The organism is Thiobacillus denitrificans, assembly GCF_001530125.1.
In the GTDB taxonomy this organism is placed as follows: Bacteria; Pseudomonadota; Gammaproteobacteria; order Burkholderiales; family Thiobacillaceae; genus Thiobacillus; species Thiobacillus denitrificans_C.
Genome location: NZ_LDUG01000019.1, coordinates 178248 through 203020, shown reverse-complemented (window position 1 = coordinate 203020; position 24773 = coordinate 178248). Strand labels below are relative to the sequence as shown.

The following is a 24773-nucleotide window of genomic DNA, read 5'->3' as shown; positions in this document are numbered from 1 at the left end:
GGATTGAACGATGAACGCTGAAAAAACCGTCCACGATTTGCTGCGCCTGATGCTGACGAAGAACGCCTCCGACCTGTTCCTGACCGCCGGGTTTCCGCCCGCCATCAAGGTGGACGGCAAGATCACCCCGGTGTCGAACCAGACGCTGACGCCCGCGCACACCAGCGAGCTGGCGCGCTCGATCATGAACGAACGGCAATGGAAGGACTTCGAGGCGACCAACGAATCCAACTTCGCCATCAGCCCGCCCGAAATCGGGCGCTTCCGTGTCAACGTGTTCGTGCAGCAGGGCCGCGTCGGCGCCGTGATGCGGACCATCGTCACCAAGATTCCGAAGATGGAAGAACTCAACCTGCCGCCGATCCTGCGCGACGTCGCGATGATCAAGCGCGGCCTGGTGATCTTCGTCGGCGGCACCGGCACCGGCAAATCGACTTCGCTGGCGGCGATGGTGGGCTTCCGCAATGAAAACGCCTGTGATCACATCATTACGGTCGAAGATCCGATCGAGTACGTGCACGAGCACCGGAAATCCATCATCACCCAGCGCGAGGTCGGCATCGACACCGACAACTGGTTCTCCGCGCTGAAGAACACCCTGCGGCAGGCACCCGACGTCATCCTGATCGGCGAAATCCGCGACCGCGAAACCATGGAATACGCCATCGCCTTTGCCGAAACCGGCCACCTCTGCCTGTCGACCCTGCACGCCAACAGCGCCAACCAGGCGCTCGACCGCATCATCAACTTCTTCCCGGAGGAAAAGCGCGACCAGCTGCTGATGGATTTGTCGCTGAACCTGAAGTCGTTCATCTCGCAGCGCCTGATCCCGCGCAAGGGCACCACCGGGCGCGTCGCCGCGGTCGAAATCCTGCTCAACTCGCCGCTGATCGCCGACCTGATCTTCAAGGGCCACGTCCACGAGATCAAGGAAATCATGGCGAAATCGCGCGAAATGGGCATGCAGACCTTCGACCAGGCGCTGTTCGACCTGTACGAGGCCGGGATAATTTCCTACGAGGATGCGCTGCGAAACGCCGACAGCCTCAACGACCTGCGCCTGCAGATCAAGCTGCACGGCCAGGAAGCCAAGGGCCGCGACATGATGGCCGGGCTGGATCACCTCGACCTCGTCTGATTCCGACCTATTCGGGGTTGATCACCACCCTCACCTCCAGCCCCTGATTGCCGGGAAGCGCTTTGATTGCCTCGGCGGCGGCTTTGAGGGCGGCCTCCTCGCCGCCGGTTTTCACCGTCAGGCGGTCGTCGTCCGGCATCGGCGCGCCCATCGACAGCGGGATAATCGACGACTTTCCACCGCCATGTTGACCAAAATCAGCCACCAGATAGTAGCTGCGGACCACCTCGGCACCGTCATCGAGGGTGCCGGTCAGCCGCAGGGATGCGGTGAGCATGGTGCCATGCCTCTCAGGAAACCAGCTTGGCTGGCTTGTCCGGCCGCATCGTACCCGCCACGATTTTGTATTGCAGAAAACGGGTTTCGATCGGACCGTTGAACAGCGGGATGCGGCGGCTGGCCTTGAGACCAAGCAACTTGGGCAATAGCGGGTCGCCGGAAATGACCCACGCCTCCCATCCGCTGAAATTCTGCTTCAGCCAGTCACCCAGCAGCGGATACCACTCGGCCAGATCCTCGGCCTCGCCCAGCCGTTCGCCGTAGGGCGGGTTGGTGACGAGGGTGCCGACCGGGGTGGGCGCTTTCAGATCGAGCACATCGGACACGTTCAGCTCGATCGCGTCGGCATAGCCGGCGGCAGCGAGGTTGTTGCGTGCTTTGTCCAATACCCAGCGATCCTGATCGGCGCCGAAAATGGGCAGGCGGGTGAGCGGCTTTTCCTGTGCCTGCGCCTCCGCCTTGATGCGCTTCCATAGCGCCGCATCGAAATCACGGTAATGCTCGAAGGCGAAGTGCCGCCCACGCCCCGGCGCCCGGTTCAGCGCCATGTCCGCCGCCTCAAGCAGGATGGTGCCGGCGCCGCACATCGGGTCGAGCAGCGGCGTGCCGGGTTCCCAGCCAGACAACAGCAACAGCCCGGCGGCGAGGTTTTCCTTGAGCGACGCCGCGCTCGCCTCGCGCTTGAAGCCGCGTTTGAACAGCGGCTCGCCCGAGGTGTCGAGATAGAAGGTCACCGCGTCCGTCGTGAAGAACGCATACACCGGCACGTCGGGCGCTGAGGGGTCGACGCTCGGACGTTCGTGCGTTTCCTCGCGGAAGCGGTCGCAGATCGCGTCCTTGATCTTCAGCGTGATGAAATTGAGGCTTTTCAGCGGCGCGTTCTGCGCACCGACTTTCACCGCGATGGTTTTCTTCACGTCGAACCAGTCCGGCCACGGCAGGTCTAGCGCGGCGCGGTAGATGTGCTCTTCCTTGCGATAGCGGGTGAATCCGACCTTGCGCAGGATGCGGGTGGCGATGCGCGAGGTGAGGTTGACGCGCATCTCGGCGGCCGCATCGGCCATGAACAGCACGCCGGCGGGCACCTGGCGCACCACCTGCGCGCCAGCGGCCGCGAGTTCGGTTTCGAGCAGCGCCTCCAGTCCGCGCGGGCAGGTGGCGAAATGGCTGGCAGGCGGCAGCGCCTCGCGCTCGGGGCGAACGGGATGCGGCGTTTTGGTGCGACGGGGTTCGGGTTTCAAAAAACACTTTCAGAAAGGGGGATACTTAAATTCTTCACCACAGAGGCACAGAGGCACAGAGAACATCAAAAACAAAGCCATGCATTTTTGCTGATTCACGCCATTGGATGAAAGCGGCTTCGGCAATAACAGTTTTTTTACTCTGTGTCTCCGTGCCTCTGTGGTGAATGCATTTCGGTTTTCAGATTAAAACGGCTTCAACACCACCAGCAGCACGACAACCAGCAGCACGATCACCGGGATTTCATTGAACCAGCGGAACCAACCATGCGATTTGGTGTTCTGTCTGGCTTCGAACTGACGCAACAGGCTTTTGCAGACATGGTGATAGCCGACCAGTCCGACAACCAGCACAAGCTTCAGCCACATCCAGTTCATGTCGATCGGAAAATACGCAAACCACAGCCAGAAGCCGGTAATCAGCGTCAGCCACATAATGGGCGAAACGAACCGATACAATTTGCGCGCCATCATCAGCAGGCGGTCATACGCGGCATCGTTGGTTTCCATCGCCAGGTTGACGAAGATGCGCGGCAGATAAAACAACCCGGCGAACCAGCTCACCACCATCACGATATGAAACGACTTCAGCCACAGCATGGATAGACAAGCTCCCAAGAAAATAAAGGCAGCCAAGAAATGGACGCCGCGTCCGCTGACCCTGATTTTACTGGGTTTGATCGCCTGGCTGTGGTTTCGCCCACCGGCCACCGTCAGCGACGAAAATCACGCCGCGCCACCCTGGGCCGTGACCCTGCCCGGCGGGCAGGCGCTGACCAGCGACGAACTCAAGGGAAAGGTCGTGCTGGTGAACTTCTGGGCGACCTGGTGCCCCTACTGCCGCAAGGAAAAGCCGGTCATCGACAGTTTCTGGAAAGACCATCGCGACAAGGGGTTCGAGGTCATTTCGATCAGCGTCGACGACACGCCGGAAAAAATCGCCGCCTGGATGCAGGACAAGGACTACGCCTTCATGGCCGCGCCGACCAACGCCTCGATGGCGGCCGCTTTCGGCAACGTGACGAGCGTACCCACCTCGTTCATCGTCGATGCCGAGGGCCGCATCCGCCACAAGATCGCCGGTCAGGTGCATTATCCCCGGCTGGAAAAACTTGTCGTCCCCTTGCTCGCCGAAGCCAAACAGCCATGACCGAACCCCGTCTCACCGAACTCGAAACCAAGCTCGCCTTCGCCGAAGACCTGCTCGAAACGCTCAACCAGACAGTAATCCGCCAGCAGGGGCAGATCGATTCGATGCAGCAGCAATTGCGCCTGCTGCACCAGCAGCTGCAGGACGCGCTGCCGGACGAGGACCGCACCCCGCGTGACGAGATTCCACCGCACTATTAACCCGGAGTGCTCATTGAGATGCTCGCGCATGTAGGAGCGCGGGCGCAAATCGCGCCGGGAGCGGCGCCCCCACGGGGTGTTTGGCCTGATGGATATTAGGGTTTAAACGGCGATCTTCACCACCACCTTGCGGACCATGCCCGCGCTCACCAGCGGCGCGTGCGCGTCGTCGGAAAAAAACACGCAGAACGATCCCGGCGGGGTGGCGATCCAGCTTGCCGGCGCGTCGTTGAAAAAGCGGATGTCGCGCGCCGCATCGTAATCCGTCGCCGGGTCCACGCATTCGGCCAGTGGCTTCCAGCCCATCTCATCGACGCCTTCCAGCACCAGCTGGATGTCAATGTAGCGGCGATGGCATTCCAGCTTCGCCTCCGCCCGCGTGCGGCCAGTGCACGCCTCGACGATGGCGAAAAACTGCTCGCCCTGGATTGCATGCTTGCCTGGCGCCAGCGCCTTCAAATCCGTGTTGCGCAGGAATTCGAAGGCGCGCGCAAACAAGGGATGCAATGCAGTATAGCGGTCAGCCTCGGTCAGTTTCTCCAGGATCATCGCGCGTTTACCGGCTGATCGGCTTGTAGCGGATGCGCTTCGGCTTGGCCCCTTCCTCACCCAGGCGCTTCTTCTTGTCGGCCTCGTATTCCTGGTAGTTGCCGGGGAAGAACACCACTTGCGAATCGCCTTCGAAGGCAAGAATGTGGGTGGCGATGCGGTCGAGGAACCAGCGGTCGTGCGTGATCACCAGCACGCAGCCGGCGAATTCCAGCAGCGCGTCTTCCAGCGCGCGCAGGGTTTCCACGTCGAGGTCATTCGACGGTTCGTCGAGCAGCAGCACGTTGCCGCCGGCGATCAGCGTCTTCGCCATATGCAGCCGTCCACGCTCGCCGCCGGAGAGGTCACCGACGCGCTTCTGCTGGTCGCCGCCCTTGAAGTTGAAGCGGCCGAGGTAGGCGCGTGACGGCGTTTCGTAACGGCCGACGGTGAGGATGTCGCGGCCCTCGGCGACCTCGTCGAACACGGTCTTGTCGGCCGACAGCGCATCGCGGCTCTGGTCGACGTAGGCGAGCTTGACCGTCTGGCCGATTTCGACTTCGCCGGAGTCGGGCTTTTCCAGGCCGGTGATCATTTTGAAGAAAGTTGATTTACCCGCACCGTTGGGGCCGATGATGCCGACGATGGCGCCGGGTGGAACCGAAAAACTCAGATCGTCGATCAGCAGGCGGTCGCCGAAGGATTTCGTCACGTGATGGAAGTCGATCACCTTGTCGCCCAGCCGCTCGCCGACCGGGATGAAGATTTCCTGTGTCTCGTTGCGCTTCTGGTATTCGACCGAATTCAGTTCCTCGAAGCGCGCCAGACGCGCCTTCGACTTGGCCTGGCGCGCCTTGGGGTTCTGCCGCACCCATTCGAGCTCCTGCTTCATCGTCTTGATGCGTCCGGACTCCTGTTTGGATTCGGTCACCAGCCGTGCCTCCTTCTGTTCCAGCCAGCTGGTGTAGTTGCCCTTCCAGGGAATGCCGTGGCCGCGGTCGAGTTCGAGGATCCACTCGGCGGCATTGTCGAGGAAATAACGGTCGTGCGTCACCGCCACCACGGTGCCGGGATAGCGGACGAGAAATTGTTCAAGCCAGTCGACCGATTCCGCATCGAGGTGGTTGGTCGGCTCATCCAGCAGCAGCATGTCGGGGTTGGACAAGAGCAGCTGGCACAGCGCGACGCGGCGCTTTTCACCACCCGACAGGGTGCCGATCACGGCATCCCACGGCGCCAGCCGCAAGGCATCGGCGGCGATTTCCATTTGCGTGTCGAGGTCGGCGCCGGCGGTGGCGAGGATGGCCTCGCACTTCGCCTGCTCCTCGGCCAGCTGGTCGAAGTCGGCGTCGGGTTCGGCATAGGCGGCGTAGATTTCATCGAGCCGGGCCTTGGCCCCGACGATCTCGCCCAGCCCGGCTTCCACCGCCTGCCGCACCGTGTGCGCCGGGTCGAGCTGCGGCTCCTGTGCCAGATAGCCGATGCGGATGCCTGGCATCGGGATCGCCTCGCCTTCGAAGTCACGGTCCACCCCCGCCATGATGCGGATCAGCGACGACTTGCCGGAGCCGTTCTGGCCCAACAGGCCGATCTTGGCGCCGGGGAAAAAGCTGAGGGAAATGTCTTTCAGAATCTGCCGCTTCGGCGAAACGATCTTGCCGACCCGGTTGAGGGAATAAACGTATTGCGCCATGAATGAAAAGAATCCAGAGAAAATTACTTGTTGGTTTCGCCCGGGCAGGGGGTGAACACGCAGCCACGGGCCGGCTCGCGGCTGACGGTGCTACCGTCGGGGCATAGCTTGACGTCGGCCGGACAGACGATGCGGTCGTCCGGCATCGGCGGAGGCGGCGGCCCGGCCGGAGAGGGCTTGCCGGCGGCCGGCTGAGCGGGAAGAGGGCTGCACGCGCCCAGCATCAGCAGCAACGACGCTGCGGCCAGAAGCCTGATCACGACAGCTCCCTGTCCAGCAGGGCATTCAGCTTGACGAAATCGAGCTCGCCCAGCTTCTGTTCGAGGATGCGGCCGTCCTTGCCGATGATGAAGGTGGTGGGCGTGAGCTGCACGTTGCCGAAGGCGCGCGCGTGTTCGCCGTCGACGTCGAGCACGACCGGAAACGGCAGCTGCCGCGTCTGCACGAAATTCAGCACGTAATTGGGCGGATCGTAGCGCATTGCCACCGCGATGATTTCGAAGCCGCGGTCCTTGTATAGATTGTAGGCTTCGACCATATCCGGCATTTCCTTGATGCAACCGGGGCAGGAGGTCGCCCAGAAGTTGACCAGCACCACCTTGCCGCGCAGTTCGTCGAGGACGATGGGCTTGCCTTCGAGCGTGGTGAAGGTGACCGCCGGCGCGCTGGGCCTGTCCATCAGGGCGAAGAAAAGTGCGCCGGCAATGGCGAGCACGGCGACGGCGATCAGAGCGGGTTTGGCGAATTTCATGCGGGTTCCACAGGGTTAAACGTCTTGATACGACCGCGCCAGCGTCACATAGTGCTGCGCGGAATAGCTGAAATAGACGATTTCTTCCTCGGTCAGCGCCCGCACCAGCCTGGCGGGGCGCCCCAGATACAGATGGCCGGATTCGAGCACACGGCCTTCCGGCACCAGCGAGCCGGCGCCGAGCAGCACGTGCTTCTGCACCACCGCGCGGTCGAGGATGATGCTGCCCATGCCGATCAGGCATTCGTCCTCGATCGTGCAGGCGTGCAGGATGACCGTGTGGCCGACGGTGACGCGCGCGCCGATGACCAGCGGCCCGCCCGCCGGGTTGGCCGGCGTCTTGTGCGACACGTGCAGCACGCTGTTGTCCTGAATGTTGCTCGCCTCGCCGATGCTGATGGAATTGACGTCGCCACGAATCACCGCGCCCGGCCACACCGAGGCGTCGGCGCCCAGGCTGACCTCGCCGACCAGCGTGGCGCGCGGGTGCACCCAGGCGCCGGCGGCGAGGGTCGGCGCGACGCCGTGATGCGGCGCCAGCGGCTGAGCGTAAACCTTGTCTGTCATGGGGTTGAAAATCAATTCATCACCCGAAAGTATAATGGCCCTGTCCCTCCATTCCGAATGCCGCCATGAATCCCCTGCTCGATTTTTCCGGTCTGCCCCGTTTCGCCGAGTTCAAGCCCGAAACCGTCACCCCCGCCATCGACCAGTTGCTGGCCGACTGCCGCGCGGCGGTGGAACACGCCATGGCCGCCGACACGCCCGCCGAATGGGACGCCTTCGTCGCCCCGCTCGACGACGCCAACGAGAAACTGGGCCGCGCCTGGGGCCAGGTGTCGCACCTGCATTCGGTGATGGACTCGCCCGAGCTGCGCGAGGTCTACAACGCCAACCTGCCCAAGATCACCATCTACTACGCGGAACTGGGACAGAACGAGGCGCTCTTCAACAAGTTCAAGGCATTGAAAGCCCGCCCCGACTTCGCCGCGCTGTCCGCGCCGCGTCAAAAAATCGTCGACAACGAGTTGCGCGATTTCCGCCTCGGCGGCGCCGAACTGCCGGACGACAAGAAAGCGCGCTTCATGCAGGTGCAGGAAGAACTGGCGCAGCTGTCCGCCAAGTTCGAGGAGAACATTCTCGACGCCACCAACGAATTTGCGCTCACCGTCGACGATGCTGCCCAGCTGGCCGGCGTGCCGGACGACGTGCAGGCGATGATGAAGGCCGCCGCCGAAGCCGACGGCAAGAGCGGCTGGAAGATCACCCTGCAGATGCCGTCCTACCTGCCGGTGATGCAGTACGCCGACAACCGCGGCCTGCGCGAGCAGTTGTACCGCGCCTACGTCACCCGCGCCTCCGAATTCGGCAGGCCCGAGCACCCGCAAGGGGTAGGCCACGGTTGTCCCCGTAAAGGGGAGGCCGCAGTTGTAAAGCCGACAAGTCGGCAACAACCGCGCACTAAAGACGCTGAAGCGTCAACAACCGTGCACCTCGACAACACGCCGCTGATCTCCGGCATCCTCAGGCTGCGCCGCGAAGCCGCCGAGTTGCTGGGGTTCAGGAGCTATGCCGAGGTCTCGCTGGCGGCCAAGATGGCCGACACCCCGACCGAGGTGCTAAAGTTCCTCGACGAACTCGGCGCCCGCGCCCGCCCCTATGCGGAAAAGGACTACGCCGAGCTCATGGCCTTCGCCCGCGACGAGCTTGGCATGAGTGAGCTGCAGGCGTGGGACACCCCCTACGTGTCGGAAAAACTCAGCGTCGCCCGCTACAGCTTTTCCGACCAGGAAGTGAAGCAGTATTTCCCCGAGCCGCGCGTGCTAACCGGGCTGTTCCGCCTGATCGAAACGCTCTACGGCCTGCACGTTCGCGAGGACAGCGCGCCGGCGTGGCACCCGGATGTGAAGTTCTACACGCTCTCCGACCACAGCGGCCAGCGCATCGGCCAGTTCTATCTCGACCTCTACGCCCGCGCATCCAAGCGTGGCGGCGCGTGGATGGACGACGTCATCACCCGCCGCAAGAAGGACGACGGCATCCAGACCCCGGTCGCGTATCTGAACTGCAACTTTTCCGGGCCGGTCGGCGGCAAGCCTGCGCTGTTCACCCACGACGAAGTCATCACCCTGTTCCACGAGGCCGGCCACGGTCTGCACCACCTGCTGACGCAGATCGAGGAGCTTGGCGTGTCCGGCATCAACGGCGTCGAGTGGGATGCGGTCGAACTGCCCTCCCAGTTCATGGAAAACTTCTGCTGGGAATGGGACGTGCTGAAGCACATGACCGCTCACGTCGACACCGGCGAGCCGCTGCCGCGTGCGCTGTTTGACAAGATGCTGGCGGCGAAGAACTTCCAGTCCGGCCTGCAGACGCTGCGCCAGATCGAGTTCGCCAGCTTCGACATGCACCTGCACGACGACTTCGACCCCAACGGCAGCCGCACCGCGCTGGATTTGATCAATGACATCCGCCAGCAGGTCGCGGTCCTCATCCCGCCGGCCTACAATCGTTTCCCCAACAACTTCTCGCACATCTTCGCGGGCGGCTACGCGGCCGGCTATTACAGCTACAAGTGGGCGGAAGTGCTGTCGGCCGACGCCTACGCGCTGTTCGAGGACGAGGCCGAAGGCTATGGCGGCGTGCTGAACCCCGAAGTCGGCCACCGTTTCTGGAGCGAAATCCTGGCACAGGGCGGTGCGCGCCCGGCGCTCGAGTCGTTCAAGGCCTTCCGCGGGCGCGAGCCGACCATCGACGCCCTGCTGCGCCACAACGGCATGGCATGAGCGTGGTTGTTGACGCATACGATTCCACATGGGTTTTAGCCCATAGTGGATCGGAGTACCCACAAGGGGCATCGCGATCCTTTAGGGAGACGCTGATTAATCCGTCTTTGCGAGGAGCGAAGCGACGCGGCAATCCAGAAATGCCCGCTTAATCAATGCGCTGGATTGCCGCGCTTCGCTCGCAATGACGGCTATATCGAATTAATCAGTGTTTCCTTAGGGCTTCAGCGGCTTTAGTGCGAAGTTGTTGACGACTTGTCGTCTTTACAACTTAGGCCTACCCCTTGCGGGTAAAGCTTCACCCCGCGCTGGCCGTTAACAAGGGAATCACGTCTTTCGGGAGCACGGCATGAAAGCAGGACTCATCATGATGGCGGTATGGGTGGCGGTGGCAAGCGCGCCGCTTGCCGCCGCCCAGCTATATCAGTGGAAGGACGCGCAGGGCCGCACGGTATACAGCGACCAGCCGCCTCCGCCCAGCATCAAGAACGCCCAGCAAAAGTCATTCAAGGGCAGCGTCATCGAAGTCGGCGAATCCTACGCCACCAAAACTGCGCGCGAGAAAAACCCGGTGACCCTGTACGCCAGCGCCTGCGGCGCCCCCTGCGACCAGGCGCGGCAACTGCTCACCGAGCGCGGCGTGCCCTTCAGCAACAAGGATCCGCAGGCCAGCCCCGAATCCCAGGCCGAACTGCAAAAGCTCACCGGGCGCCTGAGCGTGCCGGTGCTGGTGGTCGGCAGCGACAAGATCGACGGCTTTGAAACCGGCCAGTGGCAAGCCATGCTGGATCGCGCCGGCTATCCAAAATCCGCCCCGCCCGGCCGCAAGCCGGTGCCGGCAGCGGCGCCTGCCCCCGCACCCGCACCCCAGTAAGCGCCCCGCCGCCTTGAGGGACGCCTGATCCACTACGCGCTGTAGCGCGCATGGAGACGCATGCCCGCACGGCTGCCCTAAAGGATCGCGATGCCCCTTGTGGGTACTCCGATCCACTATGGGCTAAAGCCCATGTGGAATCGTATGCGCTACACTCCGCGGCATGAAACTCGCCGCCTGGAACGTCAACTCCCTCAAGGTCCGTCTGCCCCAGCTGCTGGACTTTCTCGCCACCCGCCAGCCCGACGCGGTGTGCCTGCAGGAAACCAAACTCACCGACGACAATTTTCCGGTCGCCGAGCTGGAGGCGGCCGGCTACCGCGTCGCCTTCGCCGGGCAAAAAACCTATAACGGCGTCGCCCTCGTCAGCCGCAGCGAACTGACCGACGTCAGCGTCGGCATCCCGGGATACGAAGACGAACAGAAGCGCGTCATCGTCGCCACCGTCGACGGCGTGCGGCTGGTGTGCGTGTATTGCCCCAACGGGCAAAGCCTCGATTCCGACAAATACCCCTACAAGCTCGCCTGGTTCGACGCGCTGGCCGCCTGGTTGAAGGACGAGCTGGCGCGCCACCCCAAACTCGCCGTGCTCGGCGACTACAACGTCGCCCCGGAAGACCGCGACGTGCACGACCCCGAGGCGTGGAAGGACAGTGTGCTGGTGTCGGCGCCGGAACGCGACCGGTTTCGAAATCTATTGGCGCTGGGTTTACAGGACAGCTTCCGCCTGTTCGAACAGCCCGAGAAAACTTTCTCCTGGTGGGATTACCGCATGATGGGTTTCCGCCGCAACCACGGCCTGCGCATCGACCACATTCTGCTGTCTGCGCCGCTGGCCGCCGCCTGCACCGCCGCCAGCATCGATCGCGACATGCGCAAGCTGGAACGGCCCTCGGATCACGCGCCGGTGGTGGCGGAGATCAGCCTGCCCGCCTGAGGAAAAAGGGCGTCCCGGCACGCCCGACCCTGCAAGGGGCTGCAATCGCGTATTTCGGCCCTCGCAACGCCTTCGCCGGCGCACCCGCCCTTCAGATTTTCTCCCGCGAGCCGCTATCACCTTGCATGAACCGGCTCGAAGTCGTTCATGGAGACCATGTTGATCAGCCGTTCCCTTATCATTATTGCCAGCATCCTTTTGCTGATGGCGGGTCTGGCGCGGGCTGCCGCGCTGCCAGTACTCGTGCTCAACGACACCAACGCGCCGCCCTTCACCGCACCCGATCAAAGCGGCTTTCTCGATGCCGTGGCCGGCGAAGCGTTTCGTCGTGCCGGGGTCGAGCTGAAGCTGGTGAAACTGCCGGCGGAACGCGCACTCCACAACGCCAACGCCGGCATCGGAGACGGCGATCTGGCGCGCATCGCCGGGCTCGAGGCGCAATACCCCAACCTGGTTCGGGTGCCGGAGAAGCTGCTCGACTGGAGCTTCACCGCATTCAGCAAGGATGCTTCGATTCCCGCGCGCTGGGACGTAATCCGGCAACGGCAGGTGGGGCACATCAAGGGCTGGAAAATCTACGAACAGCAATTGGCCGGCGCGCCCCACGTCATCAGCGTCGACGATGCGGCGCAGCTGTTTCGTCTGCTCGAACTCGACCGCATCGAGGTCGCGCTGCATGCCCGCTGGCTGGGCGACGCGCTGGTGCGGCAGCAGGACATCAAAGGGGTGCATGCGCTCGACCCGCCGCTGGCCACGCGCGAAATGTTCATCTACCTGCACAAACGCCACGCGGCGCTGGTGCCCAGGCTCGCGGAGGCGTTGCGCGCGATCAAGGCCGAGGGGCTATACGATCGCCTGTACCGCGAAAAAGTGCTGTCGCTCACGGGGCCCGCCGCCAAATGAGCTACCCGTCGCTTGTTTCGCACCCGCTGAAATCCCCCCTGGCGCGACGGCTCATCGTCGCCATCATCCTCTTCAGCGCCGCGATGGTGCTGGTGATGACCGCGATCCAGCTCTACCAGGAATACCGGCGCCAACTGCATGACGTCGAAGCCCAATTCCAGCAGATCGGCGAGGTGCACCTGCGCTCGCTTACGCAATCGCTCTGGGCGACCAACAACAAGGAGGTCCAGATCCAGCTCGAAGGCATGCTGCAGGTGCCGAATATCGTGCATGCCGCCGTCCATGAAAATGGCCAGCTGCATGCACAGGCTGGTAGCCGCGATTCGGTCCGCGTGATCGAACGCCACTACCCGATGCGTTATGAATATCAAGGCCGGCCGCACGAAATCGGCACGCTGACGGTGGTGGCCACGCTGGACGACATCTACCAGCAGCTTTTTCGCCAGGCGATCCAGGTCCTGCTGGACAATGCACTGCGTACCTTTCTGGTGGCGCTCTTCGTGTTCGTGCTGTTCCACCGCCTGATCACGCGTCACCTGGCCACCGTTGTCGACTACCTGCGCCATATCGATCCGGCCGCCGCCACCGCGCCGCTCGCCCTGGCGCGCGCGCCGCGGCCCCAACCGGATGAACTCGACGTCCTCGTCTCCGCCACCAACGACATGCTGGCAAAAACCCACGCCACGCTCGATGCGCTGCGCGACAGCGAGGTTCGCGTGCGCCTGCTGCTGGATTCCACGTCCGAAGCCATCTACGGCGCGGATACCCAGGGCATTTGCACGTTCGCCAATCCGGCCTGCTTGCGCCTGCTGGGCTACGGCAGCGAGAGCGATCTGGTCGGCAAGCGCATTCACGAGCTGATTCATCACACGCATCCGGACGGACGACACTATCCGATCGAAGCATGCGCGGTGCGCGTTGCCACGCTTGCCGGGCAAACCTGCCATCGCAATGACGAAGTGCACTGGCGCGCGGATGGCTCGAGCTTTCCGGTCGAGTACTGGTCGCACCCGATGACCAAGGACGGCGAACTGGTCGGCACCGTGGTCGCCTTCATCGACATCAGCGCGCGCAAGCAGGCCGAAGCCGACCTCCATCGGCTCGCCTTTTATGACAACCTGACGGGGCTGCCCAACCGGATTCTGTTCACCGACCGCATGCAGCAGGCGCTGGTTGATGCCAAGCGCCGCAACCGATTCGTCGCACTGATGATGCTCGACATGGACCGTTTCAAAGTGATCAACGACACCATGGGGCACGATGCAGGTGACGCGTTGTTGTGCGAGATCGCCGCGCGGCTGCAGCGCAGCATTCGGGAAACCGATACCGTGTCGCGCCTCGGCGGCGATGAATTTGCGCTGCTGTTTACCGATGTCACGGATATTCAGCATGTCGCTCACCTCGCGCAGCTCGTACTGGCGCAGTTCACCACGCCGGTTGCGATCGGCGGCCGCGAAATATTCAGCGGCGCCAGCATCGGTGTCGTGCTGTACCCCACGGATACCGAAGATGGCGATTCGCTGCTCAAATTCGCCGACTCGGCGATGTATCACGCCAAGGAAAGCGGCCGCAACAACTATCAGTTCTACTCGCAGGACATGACCACCAACGCGCAGCAACGACTGCGTCTGGAGACCGAGTTGCGGCGGGCGGTCGAGCGGGACGAACTGTTCCTGCATTACCAGCCGCAAGTGGATGCCCGAAACGGCCGCATCACCGGCGTCGAGGCCTTGCTGCGCTGGCGGGACAGCGCCGGGGATTCGATTTCCCCGGCGCAATTCATCCCGCTGGCGGAAGAAACCGGGCTGATCGTCCCGATCGGCAAATGGGTGCTGAAAACCGCATGCGAACAACTCAAGCGCTGGCACGAGGCGGGCCATGACGACATCGTCATGTCGGTGAATGTCGCTTCGCGGCAATTCCGTGACCTGCTGTTCCATGACACGGTGAAACAGGCGATCGAATCCTCCGGCATCCCGCCAGGCGCACTGGAGCTGGAAATCACCGAAAGCATTCTGCTCGAAAACAGCGACGACACGCGGCATACCCTGCAGGAAATCAAGGCGCTCGGCGCATCGCTGGCGATCGACGATTTTGGCACCGGCTATTCCTCGCTGAGCTATCTCAAGCGCTTCCCGATCGATCGGGTGAAAATCGATCAAAGCTTCATCCGCGACCTGGCCACCGACAGCGAGGATCTGGCGATTGTCAAAGCCATTATCGCGCTGGCGCAGGCGATGCGGCTGCAGGTCATCGCCGAGGGCGTGGAAACGGCGGAACAATTGGCGCTGTTGCAAAGCGAGAATTGCCACGATTACCAGGGCTACTTCTTCGCACGGCCGATGGACGCCGACAGCCTCACCACCTTGCTGTTGTCACAAACTGCGCCGAAGCGACTGATCAACGCCGGCGCCTGATTGCAAACGCTGGGGAAAGGCCGCCGTATTCGTGCTTCCTGTTCAATACTGCACCACCGCCGGATCCAGGCTGCGCCACAGATACCAGGTGGCGACGGTGCGCCAGGGCGTATGGCGTTCGCCGTGCTGGCGCAGGGCCTTGGGGGTGGGGCGTTCGCCAGCGAAGTAATGCATCGCGACGGCTTTTTGCAGGCCGATGTCGTCGACCGGCCAAACGTCGGGGCGACGCAGGCTGAAGATCAGGAACATCTCGGCGGTCCAGCGGCCGATGCCGCGTACGTCGATGAGTTCGGCGATGACGGCTTCGTCTTCCATTTTTTTCCAGCGCGTCGGTTCGACGCGACCATCGGCGAAATGTCCGGCGAGGTCGCGAAGATATTCGGCCTTGCGGCGCGACAGGCCGCAGGCGGCGAGCGCGTCGAGTTCCAGGGTGGCGATGTGTTCGGGGCTGACGGTCTGCGCGTAGCCGGCGAAGCGCGCCCACACGCTGTCGGCCGCCTTGACCGAAATCTGCTGGCCGACGATGGCGCGGGCCAGCGTCTGGAACGGGTCGCCGCGATTGGCGAGGATGGCGTCGGGATAGCGTGCGATCAGGGCGGCCATCACCGGGTCGGCGGCGGCAAGCTCGGCGCAGGCGGTGTGCCAGTAAGCGGGAGCGTGGGGTTTCATATCAATGCATACAGATTGCGCAAGCCGCGATTCAAAAGCCCCTCTCCCCCGGCCCCTCCCCCGCTTGCGGGGGAGGGGAGTAACACCTCACACCTCACACCTCACGCCTCACGCCTCACGCCTCACAACAGGATAATGTCGTACTGCTCCTGCGGGTAGGTGGTTTCGACCTGCAGCGACACCGGCTTGCCGATGAAATCGATGAGCTGGGCGAGGCTGCCGGACTCTTCGTCGAGGAACAGGTCGATCACGCTTTGCGAGGCGATGATGCGGTATTCGCGCGCGTCGAACTGGCGCGCCTCGCGCAGGATTTCGCGCAGCACGTCGTAGCACACGGTCTGCGCGGTCTTGATTTCGCCGCGCCCGGCGCAGGTAGGGCAAGGCTCGCAGAGAATGTGCGCCAGCGACTCGCGAGTCCGCTTGCGCGTCATCTCGACCAGCCCCAGCGCGGAGAAGCCGCTGATGGTGCTGCGGGTGGGGTCGCGCGCCAGGGTCTTCTTCAGCTCGGTCAGCACCGCTTCCTGGTGCTCGGCGTTGTCCATGTCGATGAAGTCGATGATGATGATGCCGCCGAGGTTGCGCAGGCGCAGCTGGCGCGCGATGGACTGCGCGGCCTCGAGGTTGGTCTTGAAGATGGTGTCGTCGAAGTTGCGCGCGCCGACGAAGCCGCCGGTGTTGACGTCGACGGTGGTCAGCGCCTCGGTCTGGTCGAAGATAAGGTAACCGCCGGACTTCAGGTCGACGCGCCGCCCCAGCGCCTTGGCGATTTCGTCCTCGATGGCGTGCAGGTCGAACAGCGGACGGTCAGCGCCGAAATGCTGCAGTTTGTCGAGCACGGCAGCGGTGTAGTTCTGCGCGAACTCGGCCATGCGCTGATAGGTCTCGCGCGAGTCGATCAGGATGCGGGTGGTGTCGCGGTTGACGAAGTCGCGCAGCACGCGCAGCGACAGGTCGAGGTCCTGATACAGGAGGCACGGCACCTCGCAGTTGCCGCGCGACTGGATGTTGCTCCACAGCCGCCGCAGGTAGTCGATGTCGGCCTGCATTTCGGCGTCTTCCGCGGTTTCGGCCATGGTGCGCACGATGAAGCCACCGGTGGCGTCTGCCGGCATCAGCCGGTGCAGCTTCTGGCGCAGCTGTTCGCGCTCTTCCTCGCCTTCGATTTTCTGCGAAATGCCGATGTGGCTTTCCTGCGGCAGATACACCAGATAGCGCCCGGCAAAGCTGATCTGGGTGGACAGCCGCGCGCCCTTGGTGCCGATCGGATCCTTGACCACCTGCACCATCAGGCTCTGGCTCTCGTGCAGGATCTGCTCGATCGGGCGCTCCGGCTCGCTGCCGTGGCGCTCTTCCCATATGTCTGCCACGTGCAGGAAGGCCGCGCGCTCCAGGCCGATGTCGATGAAGGCCGACTGCATCCCCGGCAGCACGCGCACCACGCGGCCCATGTAGACATTGCTCACCAGCCCGCGGCATTGCGCGCGCTCGATATGCAGTTCCTGCACCGATCCCAGGTGCAGCACGGCGACGCGGGTTTCCTGCGGGGTGACGTTGACGAGGATTTCTTCGCTCATGGTGGGATGGCCCGCAATCCTCAGACGGCGAGGCCGAAGGCTCTCAATAACACGGCAGTTTCATATAACGGCAAACCCATGACGCCGCTGAAGCTGCCGTCGATGTGCTCGACAAATGCGCCGGCGCGCCCCTGGATGGCATAGGCGCCGGCCTTGCCGAGATATTCGCCGGTTTCCAGGTAGCGCGAGATAGCGGCGGCGTCGAGTGCGGTGAACCTTACACTGCTGGACGACAGACACAGTTCCAGCCGGTCTTCATGCTGCACCGCCACCGCAGTGTGCACCTGGTGCACGCGCCCGGACAGCCGGGTCAGCATGGCCGATGCCTCGGTGCGGACAGCTGGCTTGCCGAGGATGGCGCCGTCCAGTTCGACCACCGTATCCGCACCCAGCACCGGAAAGCGCAGCAGGTGGCGGGTATCCACCGCGTGCCAGCCGCAGGCGGCCTTTGCGGTCGCCATGCGCTGCACGAATTCGGGCGCGGCCTCACCGGCCAGCGGGGTTTCGATGACGTCCATGCGGCCGGCCACGGCACGCAGCGGCAGCACGTCGTAGGCAACGCCGACCTGCCTGAGGAGCTCGCGCCGCCGCGACGATTGCGAAGCCAGATAGATCCGTTTATCAACCAGCATGTTCGTTATTTTCCTTAATCACGATGGTAAGGATGCCCTTTGATGATGCATACGGCACGATACAACTGTTCGACCAGCATCACCCGCGCCAGCGCGTGCGGCAAGGTCAGTTTCGACAGCCCCAGCAATTTGCCGGCGCGCGCTTTCACGCTGTCGGCAAGGCCGTCCGCGCCGCCAATGACGAACGCCGGCGTAACCCCCTCGGCCATCCAGCCCTGCAGCCAGACGGCCAGTTCGCGCGTGGTCACTTGCGTGCCGCGCTCGTCGAGCACCACCGGCACACAGCCGGCAGGCAGTGCGGCCAGAATGCGATCGGCCTCCAGTTGCCGCGCCCGTGCACCGTCCTCTCCTGCCACGCGATGGCCCGGCTTGATTTCGGTCAGCGCAAGCGGCAGGTCGGGCGGCATGCGGCGCGCATAGTCGTCGTAGCCTGCGTTGATCCAGCCGGGCATCTTGTGGCCGACGGCGATCAGGTGCAGCTTCAATTAGTGATCTGCTTGTACATGCCGGGCGCGCGCTGCTTCGGCCGCGCCCCACAACTCTTCCAGATTGTAATGCGTGCGCGTGGCGGGCAGCATCACATGGACGATCACGTCGCCGAGGTCGAGCAGCACCCATTCGCCGGTCTCTTCACCTTCCGTGTTGCCCACGTATTCGTCGGCTTCCTTCATCTTGATCCGCACATTGTCGGCGAGTGCGCGTGTTTGACGATTGGACGTGCCGCTGGCGATCACCATGCGCTCGAACAGCGAGGTGAGCTTGCCGGTATCGATCACGGTGATGTCTTGCGCCTTGACGTCTTCGAGGGCGGCGACGATCAGTTTGATTTTGTCTTCAATGTTCATGTGTGTAGGTAAAGTTGGTGTTCGTGAATATAGTCGAGCACGGCGTCGGGCAGCAGATACCGTGCGCTGCCGTGGCGTGCCAGGGTGTCGCGGATGGCGGTGGCTGAAATATCCAGCGGCGTCATTTGCCGCAACAGCACCGAACCGGCCGGGCCGGAGACCGGGCCGTCGGTGCGCTGCCGTTGCGATACTTCATTTTTCAAACTCTCCGGCATGACTTCGGACTGTAGCAGCTGCGCGCCGGGACGCGCGGCCACCGCAATATGCGCCAGTTCGAACAACTGTCGCCATTCGTGCCAGGTCGGCAATTCCAGAAACGCATCCGCCCCCAGCAGTAGCCACAGCGGTTGCTCAAAACCCAGTTCGGCGCGCAAGGCTGCCAGCGTGTCCACCGTGTAGCTCGGGCGCGGGCTTTCCACCTCTCGCGCATCCAGTTCAAAGCGCGGATTACCGGCAATCGCGCGGCGCACCATCTCCAGCCGATGGGTGGCCGCGGTGCGCGGTGCGCCGCGGTGCGGCGGCTGCCCGGCGGGGATGAACAGCACCCGCGCCAGGCCAAGCCCTTCGGCCATTTCCTCGGCCAGCCGCAGATGGCCGAAGTGGATGGGGTCGAAAGTGCCGCCGAAGATGCCGATTGCGTGCAAAACCTTTTCACCACAGAAGCACAGAGATATGTCCCGCAGGGACGGTATCCCTTGGGACACAGAGCCCTTTCGATAGGGAATCTGCCTTTCTCTGTGTCTCTGTGCCTCTGTGGTTCATGGTTTATCCGCGCACGTGGCCATCCCCCAGCACCACCCACTTCTGGCTGGTCAGCCCCTCCAGCCCGACCGGGCCGCGCGCGTGGATCTTGTCGGTGGAAATGCCGATCTCGGCACCGAGTCCGTATTCGAAGCCGTCGGCAAAGCGGGTCGAGGCGTTGACCACGACGCTGGCCGAATCGACTTCGCGCAGGAAGCGGCGCGCGCGACCGTAGTCCTCGGTGACGATGGCGTCGGTGTGCTGCGAGCCGTGGGTGTTGATGTGGATGATTGCGGCGTCGAGGTCGTCGACCACCTTGACCGCGATGATGGGGCCAAGATATTCCTCGGTCCAGTCGGCTTCCACCGCGGCCTTCAGCTTGTCCGCCGCGATGCCGGCGCCCTGCAGGATCGCCAGCGCTTCCGGGCAGCAACGCATTTCCACGCCCTTGCCGGCGAGCATGCGGCCGATTTCGGGCAGTGCGGTCGCAGCGGCATCACGCGCCACCAGCAGCGATTCGGTGGTGTTGCAGGTGCCGTAACGCTGGGTCTTGGCGTTCTCGACGATCTTCACCGCCTTGGCGAGGTCGGCGCGGTCATCGACGTACACATGGCAGTTGCCGTGCAGGTGCTTGATCACCGGCACCCGCGCTTCGCCGCTGATGCGTTCGATCAACCCCTTGCCGCCGCGTGGCACGATGACGTCGACGTAATCCTTCATGGTGATGAGCTCGCCCACCGCGGCACGGTCGGTGGTCTCGATCACCTGCACCACGGCCGCGGGCAGGCCGGCGGCCTCCAGCCCCTCGCGCACGCAGGCGGCGATGGCCTGGTTCGAATGCAGCGCCTCGGAGCCGCCGCGCAGGATCGCGGCGTTGCCGGATTTCAGGCACAAGCCGGCGGCGTCCGCCGTCACATTGGGGCGCGCCTCATAAATGATGCCGATGACGCCGAGCGGCACCCGCATCTTGCCGACCTGGATGCCGGAGGGGCGGTATTTGAGGCCATCGATTTCGCCGACCGGATCGGGCAGCGCGGCGATCTGCTCCAGGCCTTCGGCCATCCCGGCGACAGTCTTGTCATCGAGCTGCAGGCGGTCGAGCAGCGCGGCGTCGAGTCCGCTGGCGCGTGCCTGGTCCATGTCGCGCGTGTTGGCTGCCAGCAGCTTCGCGGCGTCGCGCCGGATCGCCGCCGCCATTGCCAGCAGGGCACGGTTTTTCTGGTTGGTGTCGGCGCGGGCTATCGCGCGCGAAGCTTCGCGCGCCTGTTTGCCGACCGTCTGCATGTAACTTTTAACGTCCATCATCTTTCCCCATTACCCGGCTGTGGAATGGCCAAAGCCAGCCCCATGCGCAGCAGCGTGTCCCACGGATCGCCCACCCGCTCCAGCCCCTTGGCCTGACGGTCGACCAGCGCCAGGTCGGCCAGCGCGGCTTCGATCCTGGTCAGGTCCAGACGCTTGAGTGCGCGCTCGATCTGCGGCGCGCGCTGCTTGTCGCGCCCCCACAGCGTCCGCATCAAGCCGGGCAGGCTGTCGCCCTGCACAATGGCCAATTTTAGCCTGAGCAGCAGCCCGACCGCCGACGTCACCTGCCACAGGATGGCCGGCACCGCCTCGCCCGCATCCCGCAGGTCGATCACGATCTGCGCAAAGCGCGCGCCGTCGCCTGCGTAGAGCGCATCCTGCAGGGCGTCGGCCTCCAGCCGGCTGACGTCGACCACCGCATGCTCGACATCGGCCAGCGTCACCGCCCCCGGCGGCAGCAGCAGCGCGAGCTTGTCGATTTCCTGCTGCGCCGCCAATAAATTTCCTTCGACCTGGTCGGCCAGAAATTCCAGCGCGGCGCGCTCGGCGCGCAAGCCCTGTTTGGCGAGACGGCGGTCGATCCAGCCGGGCAGATGGGAACGGTCGGGCGGCCGCGCCTCGACCACCACGCCGGCGGCCGCCAGCGTGGTAAACCAGCGGCTTTTCATGGCTTTCCAGTCCAGCCCCGGCAGGCTGATCAGGGTCAGCGTATCGGCCGGCAGTTTGGCGGCATAAGCCTCCAGCGCCTTGGCACCATCGATGCCGGGCTTGCCGGAAGGCACGCGGATTTCGGTCAGGCGACGTTCGGCAAACAGCGAAAAATTGTCGCCACCGGCAAAAATGCTCTGCCAGTTGTAGCGCCCCTGCACGGTGTAGACGTTGCGCTCGCTGTGCCCGGCTGCACGTGCCGCCGCGCGGATGGCATCGGCCGCTTCCTGTGCCGCCAGCGGTTCGTCGCCCACCACCACGTAGAGCGCAGCGAGGCCGCGCGCAAGCTGGTCAGGCAGACGGTCGGCTGCGATGTTCAACTGGCGGGGCCGGGGCCGATGCTTTGCAGACGGCGCATGATCCGCCGCGCGGCGCTGTCTTCCATGTCGCGGTACAACAGCTGCTCTTCGGCCGCCTTGGCCAGCACCTGCGTGTCGTCGTAAGTGATGTCGCGGCTGAGTTCGATGACTTCGGCCGCGGCCAGCGTACGCCCGTCCTTGTCGCTGATGCGATAGGTCAGCTGCAGGCCGAGCCGGTATTCGGTGACACGGCCGGCGCCGGACAGCGAGAGAATGACTTTGCTGCGCGCTTCCGGACCGAGAACCAGCACCGCCTCGGCTTCGCCGGCGCTCGCGGCCAGGCGGGTCTGCTTGCTCGAGGTCAGCGCACTGCGGATGCGCTGCGCCACCGCGCCGCCGTGCGGCGCGTCGATATACAGGCTGGCAAACGGAATGTCTTCGAAACGGCGCAGCTTGAATCCGCACCCCGCAGCGAGGACCGCAGGAAAGGCGGCAAGAAAGAGTCGACGGTTCATACGACGATATTAACCAAACGCCCGGGTACCACCACCACTTTTTTCGGTGGCTGGCCTTCCAGGTATTTCTGCGCGGCTTCGCTTGCCAACGCCGCTGCCTCGATCGCTGCCTTGTTGGCCGTCGCCGCTACGCGGATCTGCCCGCGCAGCTTACCGTTGACCTGCAGCATCAGCTCGACCTCGTCCTGTACCAGCGCGGCCTCGTCCACCGCCGGCCAGGCCATGGCCGCGCCCGGCTTGAGCTCGGCGTACAACGCCTCGGCAATGTGCGGCACGATGGGCGCCAGCATCGTCACCGCCGCTTCGAGCGCCTCCTGGCGCACGCTGCGCGTGACGGCTTCGTCGCCGTCCAGCCTGGCCAGCGCATTCATCAGCTCCATCACCGCGGCGATCGCTGTGTTGAACTGCTTGCGGCGTTCGATATCGTCGCTCACCTTGCGGATCGTCTGGTGCAGCTGGCGGCGCAGGGTTTTAACCGCATCCGGCAACTCGCCGCCGGTGAACGCCGCGACCGCGCCGCCCTGCACGTGCTCGAACGCCAGCTTCCACAGCCGTTTCAGGAAGCGGTGCGCACCCTCGACGCCGGCGTCCGACCATTCCAGGCTCTGCTCCGGCGGCGCGGCAAACATGGTGAACAGCCGCGCCGTGTCGGCGCCGTACTGGTCGATCAGCGCCTGCGGGTCGACGCCGTTGTTCTTCGACTTCGCCATCTTTTCGATGCCGCCGGCGATCACCGGCTGGCCGTCTGATTTCAGCCGCGCGCCGCTGTCGTCGACCACCACATCGGCCGGGTTGAACCAGGTCTTCTTGCCGTCGAGCGCTTCACGGTAAAACGTGTTGGCGATCACCATCCCCTGCGTCAGCAGGTTGACGAAGGGCTCGTCGCTCGCCACCAGCCCTTCGTCGCGCATCAGCTTGTGGAAGAAGCGCGCATACAGCAGGTGCAGGATGGCGTGCTCGATGCCGCCGATGTACTGGTCGACCGGCAGCCATTGGTTGGCGCGCGCATCGAGCATGCCGCCGTCGAAATCCGGGCAGGCATAGCGCGCGTAGTACCACGACGACTCGACGAAGGTGTCCATGGTATCGGTCTCGCGCCGCGCCGCGCCGCCGCACCTGGGGCAGCTGCAATTGACGAAATCGGCGCGGCGGTTCAAGGGATTGCCGGCGCCGTCCGGGACCACGTCCTCCGGCAGCACCACCGGCAGCTGCTCGGCCGGCACCGGCACGTCGCCGCAGGCGTCGCAGTGGATGATCGGGATCGGGCAGCCCCAGTAGCGCTGGCGCGAAATGCCCCAGTCACGCAGGCGGAACTGGATTTTCTTTTCACCCAGGTTCAGCGCGGCAAGGTCGGCGGCGATGGCGTCGACTGCGGCCGTGTAGTCGAGGCCGTCGTATTTGCCGGAATTGACACAGCGGCCGCGCATCTTGTCGCCATACCCTTCCTGCCAGGCGTCGGTGGAAAAGGTTTCGCCCTCAACCCCGATCACCTGCTTGATCGGCAGTGCGTATTTCTGCGCAAAACCGAAGTCGCGCTCGTCGTGCGCCGGCACCGCCATCACCGCGCCCTCACCGTAGCTCATCAGCACGTAGTTGCCGACCCACACCGGGATGGCTTCGCCGGTGAGCGGGTGGGTAACTGTGAGGCCGGTGTCCATGCCCTTCTTTTCCATCGTCGCCATGTCAGCTTCGGCGACGCTGCCCTGCTTGCATTCGGCGATGAAGGCGGCGAGTTCGGGGTTGTCGGCAGCCGCGCGCGTGGCGAGCGGATGCTCGGCGGCGACCGCGACGAAGGTCACGCCCATCAGGGTGTCGGCGCGGGTGGTGAACACCCACAGCAACGACTCTCCCCCCTTTGACAAAGGGGGGGCGGGGGGGATTTTGAACGCCAGCCGCACGCCGACGCTCTTGCCGATCCAGTTGGCCTGCATGGTCTTCACCCGCTCGGGCCAGCCTGGCAGGCTATCTAGGCCACTTAGCAGCTCATCGGCATACTGGGTGATGCGGAAGAAGTACATCGGGATGTCGCGCTTCTCGACCAGCGCGCCGGAGCGCCAGCCGCGTCCCTCGATCACCTGCTCGTTGGCGAGCACGGTCGCATCGACCGGATCCCAGTTCACCGTGGCCATCTTCTTGTAGATCACGCCCTTTTCGAACAGCCGCGTGAACAGCCACTGCTCCCAGCGGTAGTAGTCCGGCTTGCAGGTGGCGAGCTCGCGCGACCAGTCGATGGCGAAGCCCAGCGCCTGCAACTGCGTGCGCATGTGGTCGATGTTGGCGTAGGTCCACGCGGCGGGCGGCACGTTGTTGGCGATGGCGGCGTTTTCCGCCGGCAGGCCAAAGGCGTCCCAGCCCATCGGCTGCATCACGTTGAAGCCGCGCATCGCGTGGTAGCGCGCCAGCACGTCGCCGATGGTGTAGTTGCGCACGTGGCCCATGTGCAGCTTGCCCGACGGATAGGGGAACATCGACAGGCAGTAGTATTTGGGCAGGTCGGAATCGTCGCGCGCACGGTAGGTCTGGCTGGCCGTCCACTGCGCCTGCGCGGCGTGCTCGATTTCCGAGGGAAGGTATTTTTCTTGCATCGC

The 24773-nt window shown here is 64.0% G+C and carries 26 protein-coding genes; 8 read left to right on the top strand and 18 right to left on the bottom strand.

What is annotated here, in order from left to right; all coding sequences use genetic code 11:
* Positions 1 to 10 precede the first annotated feature (10 nt).
* Complete coding sequence (locus ABW22_RS07725) at positions 11 to 1138, top strand: PilT/PilU family type 4a pilus ATPase (RefSeq protein WP_059754338.1); 1128 nt, start codon at positions 11 to 13, stop codon at positions 1136 to 1138.
* A gap of 7 nt (positions 1139 to 1145) precedes the next feature.
* On the opposite strand, the gene ABW22_RS07720 is transcribed toward ABW22_RS07725, so the two are convergent.
* From ABW22_RS07720 to ABW22_RS07710, 3 genes are all read right to left on the bottom strand, one after another.
* Positions 1146 to 1415, bottom strand: coding sequence for a hypothetical protein (locus ABW22_RS07720; protein ID WP_059754333.1), 270 nt, complete (start codon positions 1413 to 1415; stop codon positions 1146 to 1148).
* A 13-nt stretch (positions 1416 to 1428) separates the two neighbouring features.
* On the bottom strand, positions 1429 to 2658 hold the full coding sequence (locus tag ABW22_RS07715) for a THUMP domain-containing class I SAM-dependent RNA methyltransferase (RefSeq protein WP_082708623.1): 1230 nt from the start codon (positions 2656 to 2658) through the stop codon (positions 1429 to 1431).
* A 186-nt stretch (positions 2659 to 2844) separates the two neighbouring features.
* Entirely contained in the window at positions 2845 to 3258 is a 414-nt protein-coding gene (locus ABW22_RS07710) for a CopD family protein (protein WP_059754330.1), read from the bottom strand.
* Here ABW22_RS07710 and ABW22_RS07705 point away from each other — a divergent pair.
* A complete protein-coding gene (locus ABW22_RS07705; protein ID WP_059754325.1) occupies positions 3257 to 3808 on the top strand; it encodes a TlpA family protein disulfide reductase in 552 nt (183 codons plus the stop codon). The two genes, ABW22_RS07710 and ABW22_RS07705, sit on opposite strands and share 2 nt — an antisense overlap.
* Positions 3805 to 4008 (top strand): SlyX family protein, encoded by a 204-nt coding sequence (locus ABW22_RS07700; protein WP_059754321.1) that lies wholly within the window; start codon positions 3805 to 3807, stop codon positions 4006 to 4008. Before ABW22_RS07705 ends, ABW22_RS07700 begins: the two co-directional genes overlap by 4 nt.
* 102 nt (positions 4009 to 4110) lie before the next feature.
* Here ABW22_RS07700 and ABW22_RS07695 read toward each other — a convergent pair whose 3' ends face one another.
* Genes ABW22_RS07695 through ABW22_RS07675 form a run of 5 tightly spaced genes read right to left on the bottom strand, consistent with a single transcriptional unit; the run spans position 4111 to position 7547 of the window.
* Positions 4111 to 4557 carry a YhcH/YjgK/YiaL family protein gene (locus ABW22_RS07695; RefSeq protein WP_059754317.1) on the bottom strand — a complete coding sequence of 149 codons (447 nt, stop codon included), beginning with the start codon at positions 4555 to 4557 and terminating at the stop codon, positions 4111 to 4113.
* 7 nt (positions 4558 to 4564) lie between these two features.
* Positions 4565 to 6229, bottom strand: coding sequence for an energy-dependent translational throttle protein EttA (ettA, locus tag ABW22_RS07690; protein ID WP_059754314.1), 1665 nt, complete (start codon positions 6227 to 6229; stop codon positions 4565 to 4567).
* Positions 6230 to 6252: 23 nt separating this feature from the next.
* Positions 6253 to 6489 (bottom strand): hypothetical protein, encoded by a 237-nt coding sequence (locus ABW22_RS07685; protein ID WP_059754311.1) that lies wholly within the window; start codon positions 6487 to 6489, stop codon positions 6253 to 6255.
* Positions 6486 to 6980 (bottom strand): peroxiredoxin family protein, encoded by a 495-nt coding sequence (locus ABW22_RS07680; protein ID WP_059754309.1) that lies wholly within the window; start codon positions 6978 to 6980, stop codon positions 6486 to 6488. The genes ABW22_RS07685 and ABW22_RS07680 overlap by 4 nt, the downstream gene beginning before the upstream one ends.
* Before the next feature lie 15 nt (positions 6981 to 6995).
* Positions 6996 to 7547: a gamma carbonic anhydrase family protein gene (locus ABW22_RS07675; protein ID WP_088178764.1), complete on the bottom strand. Its 552-nt coding sequence runs from the start codon at positions 7545 to 7547 to the stop codon at positions 6996 to 6998.
* 65 nt (positions 7548 to 7612) lie between these two features.
* On the opposite strand from ABW22_RS07675, the gene ABW22_RS07670 reads away from it, so the two are divergent.
* From ABW22_RS07670 to ABW22_RS07650, 5 genes are all read left to right on the top strand, one after another.
* Positions 7613 to 9766, top strand: coding sequence for a M3 family metallopeptidase (locus ABW22_RS07670; protein ID WP_059754306.1), 2154 nt, complete (start codon positions 7613 to 7615; stop codon positions 9764 to 9766).
* 349 nt (positions 9767 to 10115) lie between these two features.
* Positions 10116 to 10640: a glutaredoxin family protein gene (locus tag ABW22_RS07665; RefSeq protein ID WP_059754303.1), complete on the top strand. Its 525-nt coding sequence runs from the start codon at positions 10116 to 10118 to the stop codon at positions 10638 to 10640.
* Between the two features lie 163 nt (positions 10641 to 10803).
* On the top strand, positions 10804 to 11577 hold the full coding sequence (gene xth / locus ABW22_RS07660) for an exodeoxyribonuclease III (RefSeq protein WP_059754300.1): 774 nt from the start codon (positions 10804 to 10806) through the stop codon (positions 11575 to 11577).
* Positions 11578 to 11724: 147 nt separating this feature from the next.
* The gene (locus ABW22_RS07655) at positions 11725 to 12480 is read left to right on the top strand and encodes a substrate-binding periplasmic protein (protein WP_059754297.1); all 756 of its coding nucleotides are present in this window, start codon (positions 11725 to 11727) and stop codon (positions 12478 to 12480) included.
* Positions 12477 to 14897: an EAL domain-containing protein gene (locus ABW22_RS07650; protein WP_059754294.1), complete on the top strand. Its 2421-nt coding sequence runs from the start codon at positions 12477 to 12479 to the stop codon at positions 14895 to 14897. The genes ABW22_RS07655 and ABW22_RS07650 overlap by 4 nt, the downstream gene beginning before the upstream one ends.
* A 42-nt stretch (positions 14898 to 14939) precedes the next feature.
* Here ABW22_RS07650 and ABW22_RS07645 read toward each other — a convergent pair whose 3' ends face one another.
* The 10 genes from ABW22_RS07645 to leuS form a co-directional block, all read right to left on the bottom strand.
* Positions 14940 to 15566: a DNA-3-methyladenine glycosylase family protein gene (locus tag ABW22_RS07645; protein WP_059754291.1), complete on the bottom strand. Its 627-nt coding sequence runs from the start codon at positions 15564 to 15566 to the stop codon at positions 14940 to 14942.
* Between the two features lie 122 nt (positions 15567 to 15688).
* Positions 15689 to 17140, bottom strand: coding sequence for a ribonuclease G (gene rng / locus ABW22_RS07640; RefSeq protein WP_059754287.1), 1452 nt, complete (start codon positions 17138 to 17140; stop codon positions 15689 to 15691).
* A 20-nt stretch (positions 17141 to 17160) separates the two neighbouring features.
* The gene (locus ABW22_RS07635) at positions 17161 to 17772 is read right to left on the bottom strand and encodes a Maf family protein (protein ID WP_059754282.1); all 612 of its coding nucleotides are present in this window, start codon (positions 17770 to 17772) and stop codon (positions 17161 to 17163) included.
* A gap of 14 nt (positions 17773 to 17786) precedes the next feature.
* Complete coding sequence (gene rlmH / locus ABW22_RS07630; protein WP_059754280.1) at positions 17787 to 18257, bottom strand: 23S rRNA (pseudouridine(1915)-N(3))-methyltransferase RlmH; 471 nt, start codon at positions 18255 to 18257, stop codon at positions 17787 to 17789.
* On the bottom strand, positions 18258 to 18617 hold the full coding sequence (gene rsfS, locus ABW22_RS07625; protein WP_059754277.1) for a ribosome silencing factor: 360 nt from the start codon (positions 18615 to 18617) through the stop codon (positions 18258 to 18260). It abuts the gene before it with no gap.
* On the bottom strand, positions 18614 to 19261 hold the full coding sequence (nadD, locus tag ABW22_RS07620; protein WP_059754272.1) for a nicotinate-nucleotide adenylyltransferase: 648 nt from the start codon (positions 19259 to 19261) through the stop codon (positions 18614 to 18616). Before nadD ends, rsfS begins: the two co-directional genes overlap by 4 nt.
* Positions 19262 to 19382: 121 nt before the next feature.
* The gene (locus ABW22_RS07615) at positions 19383 to 20660 is read right to left on the bottom strand and encodes a glutamate-5-semialdehyde dehydrogenase (protein WP_059754269.1); all 1278 of its coding nucleotides are present in this window, start codon (positions 20658 to 20660) and stop codon (positions 19383 to 19385) included.
* Entirely contained in the window at positions 20660 to 21691 is a 1032-nt protein-coding gene (gene holA / locus ABW22_RS07610; protein ID WP_059754266.1) for a DNA polymerase III subunit delta, read from the bottom strand. Before holA ends, ABW22_RS07615 begins: the two co-directional genes overlap by 1 nt.
* Positions 21688 to 22185, bottom strand: a complete 498-nt coding sequence (gene lptE / locus ABW22_RS07605; protein ID WP_059754263.1) for an LPS assembly lipoprotein LptE — start codon at positions 22183 to 22185, stop codon at positions 21688 to 21690. Before lptE ends, holA begins: the two co-directional genes overlap by 4 nt.
* Positions 22182 to 24770, bottom strand: coding sequence for a leucine--tRNA ligase (leuS, locus tag ABW22_RS07600; protein WP_059754260.1), 2589 nt, complete (start codon positions 24768 to 24770; stop codon positions 22182 to 22184). The genes lptE and leuS overlap by 4 nt, the downstream gene beginning before the upstream one ends.
* Between the last annotated feature and the right edge of the window lie 3 nt (positions 24771 to 24773).